This is a genomic window from Oscillatoria sp. HE19RPO, assembly GCF_024220515.1.
Lineage (GTDB): Bacteria > Cyanobacteriota > Cyanobacteriia > Cyanobacteriales > Laspinemataceae > Laspinema.
Window position 1 is genome coordinate 1 of the sequence record NZ_JAMXOT010000453.1, and the last position, 6,590, is coordinate 6,590.

The following is a 6,590-nucleotide window of genomic DNA, read 5'->3' on the forward strand; positions in this document are numbered from 1 at the left end:
CTTATTCTCAAATCCTTGTACCAAGACTGATTGAGCTGTTTTTACTCGCCTAGAATCTCTGAACCCAGACGACTCTCCTTTAACTCTATAATTTCTCCTTGTCAAGTACAATTTATACCAAATTAGATGAGCTTACCCTGCTCCTAATCTATCCGGTACTGCTGTTACAAACCTAGCAACATCTTCATCAAATAGCACAATCCAAACCGTTCTAATGCGTCGAGAAATCCCAGAAACGCCTGTAACTTGGATATAGGCACGATAGAGCTTCACCCTGTTCATTTTGGCTCTGAGGTTGCAGTATCTCCAAGGATACCTCAGTTAAGATTGCCTCTCGAATTGCTTCTAATGACTCAAACCCCATCACATCCCGCCAGAATTTCCGCTTATCTCCTCCTTGTCCTGATTCAGTGGCGCGGTTGAAGAGATATTGTGCTTTAGCAATGGGAAACTCGAAGCGCGTAGGTGAAGCCATTTTCGATATTTGTCTGCATTATCGAGGCGTTTGAGGAAGAGGAGAGAGGACAGATTGGGCGATCGCTGGCATCCTCCAGGTTACAGGCAGAAAAAACCAAACCCAGACAAGCCGCCTACTGCTCTGGCATGAAGTCCGGTGGGTTTTGAGCCAATTAACCGCACCCATTATGCCATAGCTGCGGCGATCGCTAGAGCAACTCAGCATCAGGCGAATTCTTACAAAAACATATCAAACCGTAGGAATGGCCCAAATCCAGATAAAATAGGGGGACTGTACTCTGGTGCAACGCCCTAATCCATGTCTGCAATCTCAAACGCCCCCTTTTCTCCCGAAGAAATCGCTGCCGAAAGTCTGAAACCGGCAGAATATGAAGAAATCGTCAAACGGCTAGGACGCCATCCCAACAAAGCAGAATTGGGAATGTTTGGCGTGATGTGGTCCGAACACTGTTGTTATAAGAACTCCCGTCCCCTGCTGAAACAGTTTCCCACCACCGGCGATCGCATCCTAGTCGGTCCTGGAGAAAATGCTGGGGTGATAGACTGCTCAGACGGATTGCGCCTCGCCTTCAAAATCGAATCCCACAATCACCCCTCGGCGATCGAACCCTTCCAAGGTGCAGCCACTGGCGTTGGCGGCATCCTCCGAGATATCTTTACAATGGGTGCACGCCCCATCGCCCTTCTCAACTCCCTCCGCTTCGGAAATATCGAAGACCCTCGCACTCGCTGCATCTTCACCGGCGTTGTAGAAGGGATCAGTCATTATGGGAACTGCTTAATTCCCAGCGAAACCCTAATCTGGCGGGATAAAAATGGCGTTCATTTCGATACCATCGGCAACTTTGTCGAATCCCATTTACCCCCAAATCAAACCACCGAAGAACTCGATCCAACCGCTGGCATTGAAACCCTCTCTCTAGAACCTAATACCCAGCAGAGTTGCTGGCAAACCGTTTGCCGCGTCTTCAAGCGACGCGCCACTAACTTAATTACCATCCGCACAGCATTGGGTCGGACCTTGACCATGACCCAGGATCATCCGATGTGCATTCTAGAAGAGGGAGTGTGGCAGACTCGCAATGCCGACAGCTTAAAGCAGGGGGATCTTCTTCCCATACTGATTAATATGCCCTCCCCACAGACAGAATCCACTGGGGAAGTTCCTGCATTGGATCTGCTGGATGCCTTGGACGATCGCTATCTCGGAAATCAAGACGTTTACGTTGATCTCCCTCCAGAGTGGCAGATTTCAACTGAAATCCGTGATGCTTTGCGTTCCATTGAACCTTCCCCCACCAATCGGCATAACTACCTCAGCAAAGGCATCTTACCCCTGCCCTATTTTCTCAAATTAGAACCCCTCCTCGACGTATCGCGCAGTAGCATCCGCCTCTATCGGCGCAGCGGTAAAGCTAACTACATGAATGCCATCATTCAGCCGGATGAAACATTCGCCCGCTTACTCGGCTACTACCTCTCAGAAGGCTGCGTTTCTGAAAATGGCAATAGCTATAAAATAATTTTCACCTTTGGTCTTCATGAAAGCGAATACGTTCATGATGTCATGGATGGACTCAAAACCCTGGGACTGCGCCCCTGCGTCGAAACCCGTGAGTCTACGATCGCCGTTTATGCCACATCCTGGCTATTAGGTTATCTCTTAAAAGAAGTATGGCAATGTGGCAGTAACGCCAGTCATAAAGCCTTACCCGATTTTATCTTCCAATGGCCTCGTTCTTTACAGCGTGAGGCACTCAAAGGCTTGTTACGCGGCGACGGTTCTTTAACCACCAAAACTCATGGCAATCATGCCAAAATTAGCTTTGCCACGACCAGCCATAAACTGTTCGAGCAAGTGACTTTGCTGATGCAGAGCTTTGGCGCTATTCCCCTAATCTATCAACAAGCCGCCAAAGAAACCAATATCCAAGGCCGCATCTATCAGCGGAAAGCCTTATGGCAAATGGACGTTAGCAATGTCTACGGGCTCACCGCATTAGCTGATGTTTTTGGAGAAGAACGCAACGCCGAATTAGCAACAGCGTTGTCCCGTTATAACGGGACAAAACATTCATTCCCCCGTTATTCCATCTCCAATGAACTGGCATTTGTCAAAATTAAGAGCATTGAAACAAATGCCGTTGAGGAATGCGATGTCTACGATATTGAAGTGGACAACACTCATCTGTTTGTCACCACCTCCGGCATTGTCACCCATAACTGTGTTGGGGTCCCCACCGTAGGCGGTGAAGTGTACTTCGATCGCGCCTATACCGGCAATCCCCTCGTCAATGTCATGGCATTAGGGATTATGGAAACCCCGGATATTGTTAAATCTGGTGCTTCCGGTGTCGGTAACCCCGTGCTCTATGTTGGTTCTACCACCGGCAGAGATGGCATGGGAGGCGCGAGTTTCGCCAGTGCAGAACTTACGGATAAATCCGCAGACGATCGCCCTGCGGTTCAAGTTGGCGACCCCTTCCTAGAAAAATCCCTAATTGAAGCCTGTTTAGAAGCCTTCAACACCGGCGCAGTGGTTGCCGCGCAAGATATGGGTGCTGCGGGAATTACCTGTTCCACTTCGGAAATGGCAGCGAAAGGGAATCTCGGCATTGAACTGGATTTAGACTTAATCCCTGTCCGAGAAACCGGCATGGTTCCCTACGAGTTCCTCCTCTCCGAATCCCAGGAACGGATGCTATTTGTAGCACACAAGGGACGGGAACAAGAACTGATTGATATTTTCCATCGTTGGGGACTCCAGGCAGTAATTGCCGGCAAGGTCCTTGCTGAACCGATTGTGCGGATTCTCCATCAAGGAGGAGTTGCCGCAGAAATCCCCTGTCGCGCTTTAGCCGAAGATACCCCCATTTACGATCGCCAGTTAATGGCAGAACCCCCAGAATATGCCCAAAAAGCATGGCAATGGACTCCCGATACTCTCCCCCCTTGCACCGCAGCAGGCATCGAAATCCAAGGCAAATCCCAAACTTGGACTGAGATTTTACTGCAATTGTTAGATACCCCCACCATTGCCTCCAAGCGATGGGTGTATCGCCAATATGACCATCAGGTGCAGAATAATACTGTTTTGCTACCGGGAGGAGGAGATGCAGCAGTGGTCCGTTTACGTCCCCAAGACCCCCTCTCCACTACTCCCGCCACCCATCGCGGGGTTGCCGCTACGGTTGATTGCAATTCCCGGTATGTGTATCTGGACCCTTACGAAGGGGCCAAGGCAGTGGTAGCAGAAGCCGCCCGCAATTTAAGCTGTGTGGGTGCCGAACCCATTGCGGTGACGGATAATCTCAATTTTGGCAGTCCCGAAAAACCCATCGGCTATTGGCAGTTAGCATCGGCTTGTCAAGGCATTTCTGAGGCTTGTAGCGAGTTTGCGACTCCAGTTACCGGGGGGAATGTCTCTCTGTACAATGAAACCCTGGATGCCAATGGGGCACCGACACCGATTTATCCCACCCCAGTGATTGGCATGGTGGGATTGATTCCCGATATTAGCCAAGTTTGTGGACAAGGGTGGCGCAATCCGGGAGATGTGATTTATCTATTAGGATTACCAATTACTGCGATAACCCAGAATGTGTCTTTGGGCGGTTCGGAATATTTAGCCGCCATTCACGAAACTGTTGCCGGGAAACCGCCGGTGGTGGATTATCAGTTGGAACGACAAGTCCAAGCTGCCTGTCGGGAAGGGATTCGCAAAGGGTGGGTACAATCGGCTCACGATTCGGCAGAAGGTGGCTTGTTGGTGGCTTTGGCTGAATCTTGTATTGGCGGGAATTTAGGAGCAAAAATTACTCTGAATGCTGATGCAGCAACCATCTCGCGGTGGGATGAAATTTTATTTGCCGAAGGCGGTGCGCGGATTGTAGTCTCTGTTTCTCCAGAACAGGTGGAAAACTGGGAATCTTATTTACAAGAGCAATTGGCAGGAAATTGGCAGGAAATTGGGGAAGTATCGGAAATCCAGACGGGTTTAATCGTTAATTCCGATGTTAACCTTCCCTTAATTGACGTTAGTATGACAGATATGCGCGATCGCTGGTCCAATGCCATCGAACGTCGCCTATCTGCATCCCCAAACCTTCCCGGTTGATCTACTACCCCAAACAGGAGCGAAGCCGTAAGCATGATCCCCCATCATTCCTTGTCCTCTGACGAGCATTATCCTGCATCCGCAGGGTCTTTCAGTGAACCAACTGAGGTTAACCCTGCTATGTCCAACCGCCCGGATAAACCCGAAGAAGCCTGTGGCGTGTTTGGAGTTTATGCCCCCGGTGAAGATGTGGCGAAAATGACCTATTTTGGTCTCTACGCCCTTCAGCATCGGGGTCAAGAATCCGCTGGAATTGCGACGTTTGATAGTAATGCCCAAGTCCATCTGCATAAAGGGATGGGGCTGGTTTCCCAAGTGTTTAATGAGACGATTCTGGGGGAATTACCCGGACATTTGGCGGTGGGACATACCCGGTATTCGACAACGGGAACCAGTCGCGTGGTGAATGCTCAACCGGCGATCGTTCCAACTCGGTTAGGTCCGTTGGCTCTTGCACATAATGGTAATCTTGTCAATACTGTCGCTCTGGGTCAAGAGTTGATTGAACAAGAGTGCAACCTGATCACGACTACGGATTCAGAAATGATTGCCTGGGCGATCGGGTTGGAAGTGGATAAGGGTAAAGATTGGTTAGATGCCACCATCAGTGCTTTTCATCGCTGTAAGGGAGCCTATAGCTTGGCGATCGCCACCCCCAAAGGCATCATGGGAGCCCGGGACCCCAACGGCATTCGTCCCCTAGTGATTGGCACCTTAGAAGGTACCCCCACCCGGTATGTTCTGGCATCGGAAACCTGTGGGTTAGATATCATCGGTGCAGAATACCTGCGGGATGTGGAACCGGGAGAATTAGTCTGGATTGGGGAAGAAGGATTAGCCTCCTTCCATTGGAGTCAGGCTTCCGAGCGTAAACTTTGTATATTTGAAATGATATACTTTGCGCGACCCGATAGTATTATGTGCAATGAGTCATTGTATAGCTATCGCCTGCAACTGGGACGACAACTGGCGCAAGAATCTCCGGCAGATGTGGATATCGTCATTGGCGTTCCCGACTCCGGCATTCCAGCGGCGATCGGGTTTTCCCAGACATCGGGCATCCCCTACGCAGAGGGACTGATTAAAAACCGTTATGTTGGGCGCACCTTCATCCAACCCACTCAGCACATGAGGGAGTCCGGGATTAAAATGAAGCTCAACCCCCTCAAAGATGTCCTCGTCGGCAAAAAAGTCTTAATGGTGGATGATTCCATCGTCCGGGGCACTACCAGCCGCAAAATCGTCAAAGCCCTGCGGGATGCGGGTGCAACGGAAGTACACATGAGAATTTCATCCCCACCTGTGACTCATCCCTGCTTCTATGGCATCGATACCGACAGTCAGGACCAACTGATTGCGGCGACTAAAACCGTAGCGGAGATTGAAGCACAAATCGAAGTCGATTCCCTGGCTTATTTAAGTTGGGAAGGAATGCTGATTGCCACAGGAGAAGACCCCAGTCGCTTCTGTTCCGCCTGTTTTACCGGAGATTATCCGATTCAAATCCCTGATCCGGTGAAACGGTCTAAGTTGATTATGGAGAAGGCTCTTTCTACTACCCCCGCAGGCTAAAGCCTGGGGCTATACGGACGAAGCCCGCCTGCGCGGGCTAAGAATTGTTCCCCCGTTTGTAGTAACGACTTCAGTCGTTTCCCGCGTTACTTGGCCCCAGCCAAGTAACGCCCTGTTGCAAGGTTTAAACGTTGGCCGCCTGTAGTGGCGCTTCGCGAAGCGCCACTACGGCGGGGGTTAAAACCTTGCCCTGTCAAGGTGTATTTGTAGGGGCGTATTGCATAAATTCTCTCATGTATGCAATACGCCCCTACAAGAAACCCGGATGAGGCCCGATTCCATTGGGGTATTCCAACAAATAAATCATCCTTGCTTTGATGCGATCGCACCTAACAAGGCTCTTTTAGCCCGCGCAGGCGGGCTTTGTCCGTGTAGCCCCACCCTTCAGGGTGCGGGTTTTTTGAAGGTTTTATTTTTTGGAGTT

General features: G+C 50.3%; 4 protein-coding genes. 3 read left to right on the plus strand and 1 reads right to left on the minus strand.

Going from position 1 to position 6,590, the window contains the following annotated elements:
* Positions 1-132: 132 nt before the first annotated feature.
* Positions 133-282: a hypothetical protein gene (locus tag NG833_RS29360; RefSeq protein WP_254568804.1), complete on the minus strand. Its 150-nt coding sequence runs from the start codon at positions 280-282 to the stop codon at positions 133-135.
* Between the two features lie 183 nt (positions 283-465).
* On the opposite strand from NG833_RS29360, the gene NG833_RS29365 reads away from it, so the two are divergent.
* The 3 genes from NG833_RS29365 to purF all read left to right on the plus strand — a co-directional run bounded on the left by NG833_RS29365 (position 466) and on the right by purF (position 6,166).
* A complete protein-coding gene (locus NG833_RS29365) occupies positions 466-624 on the plus strand; it encodes a hypothetical protein (protein WP_254568805.1) in 159 nt (52 codons plus the stop codon).
* A gap of 151 nt (positions 625-775) precedes the next feature.
* Positions 776-4,594: a phosphoribosylformylglycinamidine synthase subunit PurL gene (gene purL, locus NG833_RS29370; protein WP_254568806.1), complete on the plus strand. Its 3,819-nt coding sequence runs from the start codon at positions 776-778 to the stop codon at positions 4,592-4,594.
* Between the two features lie 120 nt (positions 4,595-4,714).
* Positions 4,715-6,166, plus strand: a complete 1,452-nt coding sequence (purF, locus tag NG833_RS29375) for an amidophosphoribosyltransferase (protein ID WP_375293983.1) — start codon at positions 4,715-4,717, stop codon at positions 6,164-6,166.
* Positions 6,167-6,590 lie beyond the last annotated feature (424 nt).